Annotated in this window: 4 protein-coding genes; all 4 read right to left on the bottom strand. The window is 38.0% G+C overall.

Annotated elements, in window-relative coordinates:
- Nucleotides 1-179: 179 nt before the first annotated feature.
- The gene (locus AC220I_RS19625; RefSeq protein WP_486725560.1) at nt 180-509 is read right to left on the bottom strand and encodes a DUF1475 family protein; all 330 of its coding nucleotides are present in this window, start codon (nt 507-509) and stop codon (nt 180-182) included.
- Nucleotides 510-538: 29 nt separating this feature from the next.
- Nucleotides 539-2,299, bottom strand: a complete 1,761-nt coding sequence (locus AC220I_RS19620; RefSeq protein WP_486725559.1) for a sensor domain-containing diguanylate cyclase — start codon at nt 2,297-2,299, stop codon at nt 539-541.
- Between the two features lie 98 nt (nt 2,300-2,397).
- Nucleotides 2,398-2,739 (bottom strand): hypothetical protein, encoded by a 342-nt coding sequence (locus tag AC220I_RS19615; protein WP_486725558.1) that lies wholly within the window; start codon nt 2,737-2,739, stop codon nt 2,398-2,400.
- A gap of 3 nt (nt 2,740-2,742) precedes the next feature.
- Nucleotides 2,743-3,807 (bottom strand): DUF1576 domain-containing protein (locus AC220I_RS19610; RefSeq protein WP_486725557.1); only part of this gene is annotated, 1,065 nt, incomplete at its 5' end.

Below are 3,807 nucleotides of genomic sequence, written 5' to 3'. Positions count from 1 at the left end.
TAGCATATTGAATGGACATAGCAGGTCCTATTATCTACGATTGAGACCTACGACCGCTCTTCGCAAGTTGAACATTCTTGCTCTGAGCTGGATGATAACTAAAAATCTATATAAAAAAAAGCGACTTGTTTTCAAGTCGCAAATTTTATTAGTCCTCTATGGAAATATTTTTGATATAATCACACTTTTTTGTCACCATGGAAGAATTGATTCCAGTTGTCATTGCTCGTATAGAGGGTAATCAAAACATATATACAGGCTGTAAAGAAGCCAAGGATCATCATTAGAACCGTCCACATCACAGCAAATGATTTTTTCTGTTCTCTGTGAAATATCCATAAGGAGAAAAGTGTAAAGCCTACATATAAATCGATCAAAGACATGATTCCCCATGGATTATCAAAGAGTTTTTGGCCATCTACAAAGAAATCGCCATTCATAAAACCGTTTAAAAGGCCCCCAGTCATTGCCAACAGACCTATCCAAGTGAAAACTTTTGCTGTTTTCATGGTCACATTCCTCGCCTCCTTAATTTTAACTAATATTCAATCCGATTACGCCCTAATTCTTTTGCCTGATAGAGTTTTTTATCGGCCTGCTTGAACAGGTCATCCTTTTCCCACTGACTTGAATGAGCCACACCACCACTGATGGTCACATTTCCTTGTAATGGCTCTATTTCAAGGTTTTCAATGCTTTTACGAATTTCTTCTGCCACCTGGACGGTTTTTTCTATGGATACTTTGGGAAGGACAACTATAAACTCCTCTCCTCCAAACCTACCGACAAATGCCTCTTGAGGTAGATTATCTTTAATGGTAGATGCGATGATTAACAAGGTCTGGTCTCCAACCTCATGGCCAAATTGATCGTTTACTTTTTTAAAATAATCGATGTCAAATACGATGATTCCCGTTTCTTTTGGTGATTTTTGCAAGACCTTGTCAAAGGTATCCATAATATACCTTCTATTAAAAATTCCTGTTAACTCATCATAATGCAAGAGTTGATTAATTCTTTCCGTCATGGAATTGGTCACTTCTGCAAGTTCAGAAAAATCCACATAGTCCAGTGCATCCACATCTATTTTGATAAGTTTCATTCTCGCTGAAATCATGTAGTCTCTGAATACGCTGAAATTCTTTTTAATCTTAGCCATGAGGCCTCTTACATAGAACATTGAAGCAATCACAAGCAAGGTTAATACCCCTAAGATGATCAATACCCTTTGCCAAATAAATTGTCTGAGCGCCATTTCTCTGTTGTAAATCATGAGTTCTAAGTCAGATACATCAAGGCCTGTTCCAATTACCCAGTTCCACTTGGGAAGAGGTGCCACATAGGTCAACTTTTTATAAAAACCTCGTCCATCTGCATTGGGCCAATAATGGGTTAAATAACCGCCACCTGACTCAACACACAGTTTTATCTGCTCTTGATATACCTTTGCGCCGTTAATGTCCTCTAGTTCATAGTAATTATTTCCCACAAGTTCAGGATAAACACCATTTGCAAGTTCTACACCCTTGTAGTCATGTAAAAACACATATTGCTCATTGTCTTCACCATATTGGATGCTGTCCACATATGCTAAAATTTCCTTTTGGATGTCTTTTGTAATCTCATCCAAATAATCGCCACACCCTAGATACCATCCGTAGGGTTCAAACTTCTTTACAAAGGTAATCTTCTTGTAGGTTTTGTCATCCCCTGCGTTTGGATTCTTCCAAAATCCTTCGATATACCCCTCTCCAGACGTTTGGACCAGCTGGATTTCATCCTGCATTACATAGTTGCCATCGTCATCTTGGAGATCAATTAGGTTGAGTCCCTCGCTCTCAGAGTAAACCGGATATAGGATAACATCACCCTCTAGAGTATCAATAAAATAATAGCCACGTCCTTCATTGAACCTTATCTCACGCAAGGCATCCTTGATCATATTTGTAATTTCTTCTTTGGATTTAGTCGCTTTATTATTTTCATATATATTCTGCATCAAAGCATAAGCTTCGTAGGTCCTGCTATGTAAGGTCTCTCTTAAAAAAGTCTCCGTTTCAAGACTCCTATAATTAGAATAATCTATAACAGAGGCCACACGCTCCTTAAGCTCCGCCTTGATGTAGTCGGTCTGAATTTCCTTAACATCTTCAATTTTAGACTTGAATAGGTAGATACTGTCCACTAACCAAATCATGCCTTGAATCAGTATCGCACCAGTGACCATCATCAATATAATTCGATTTAAAGACGATGAATTATAGGCTTTGCCTTTGGCTTTTGTTTTTCTTGTAAACATATGATGACCTCAGTATTAGGATTATTTTTAAAGAAACACCTTAAGCGCTTGATGTTTAAATGTATTCATACCCAATTTTAATATCAATATTTGCCGAATTACTTCTTTCTGGTAAATCTAATGTGGAGGTCCTTATTTATGAGCTCCACTTGAGCGTCATCTATCATTGCCCCAACCAAGTAGAGCTCATCTCCGTTATTGTCATCCCCTGCCAGTTGCCAATAGTATCCCTCAACTTCATTCTGTCTTTGAGTATTTAAATTGTAGTTGATTTTTTCAATAAACTGGCTGGTGTAGCCACAGTTGTGGTAGATGATATGCACCTTGGAAAGGCCACCCTCTCTTTTTATATTAACATCAATATCCTCAGCCCCATCCAATAACTCCATCGTGATGATCTCATTGATAATCAAGGCTACTTTTTTCACTTCATGTTGCATATTTTACTCCTTTCTAAATGCATCCACCACAGGAATTAAAACGCCAGCTACGATACCACCCGAGAAGCCATTGTTATAGAGGTTTATCCCCCCATGTATAACGCCGACATTGGTGACGAGGACCATATGAATCATACCTGCAACAAATCCCATAAGGGGGCCATAAGTACCAGCAATAGGTGCCAGTGTTGTGGAAAACAATACTGAAATTATAATACCTGTTGAACTTAAATCATAACCGAATAAGACTGCTGTTACAATAACGCCAAGTGCAACAGGCAATGCATTTTTAAGGTGCTTACCAAAAGCGCCAAAGCCTATCACAGTAAAAATCCCTGCTAAAACAGGCCCATTGACAACACCCCCTATGATCAAGACATAACTTAGGCTCAAAATCCCTAGCAAGGACATGTTTACAAAAGTGGTCCCATAGCCTACTAGATGGGTAAAATCTGTGATTAATCGCCCTTTATATTTTAAGACATCAGGCAATTTTAACAAGGCATTTTTGTTGATATAGATCCCGGCAACCATGAGTCCTAAAAGGATGCTGACAACCAGCAAAATCAAAATGCCGTAATTCTCTGTCGATATGATACTCACAGGTGCCACTGTAATCCCAAAGCTTCTTAAGACACTTGTTAGCACTGTCCCAATAATGCCTGACGTGAAACCGATATTATAAAGGTTATAGCCATCATGAAATTTTAACATATGAGAAGATAAGGGCACAATTACAAAGCCTATGAATATTCCAACAACAAATGCAGTTACAAGTGCAAAGAAGGGAGGCATAATACCAGAAAAGCTGATTTCACTTATCATAGGTGCCAATGCCGTGCCAAACATAATGACTACAATAATGTCCTTAAATGAAATCTTTTGATATTTGGTATACAAATAACCGCCAATGTATATGGGCATGATATTATAAATGTTTTTACCGAAAAATGAGAAACCAATCAAAGTGAAAAATGCTGCTATTAGAACACCATTGATCTTCAGGCGATACCTGTGCATAAGGTAAATATTAATAAAGCCAATAATTGCAACATTGATCAAACTTGC

The sequence above is a fragment of the Fusibacter sp. genome, from assembly GCF_057447755.1.
This window is presented reverse-complemented; position numbering and strand designations above follow the sequence as displayed.

Excerpts from the sequence above, each read along its gene's own strand:
- AC220I_RS19625 (WP_486725560.1), bottom strand. The coding sequence starts at position 509 with ATGAAAACAGCAAAAGTTTTCACTTGGATAGGTCTGTTGGCAATGACT.
- AC220I_RS19620 (WP_486725559.1), bottom strand. The coding sequence starts at position 2,299 with ATGTTTACAAGAAAAACAAAAGCCAAAGGCAAAGCCTATAATTCATCG.
- AC220I_RS19615 (WP_486725558.1), bottom strand. The coding sequence starts at position 2,739 with ATGCAACATGAAGTGAAAAAAGTAGCCTTGATTATCAATGAGATCATC.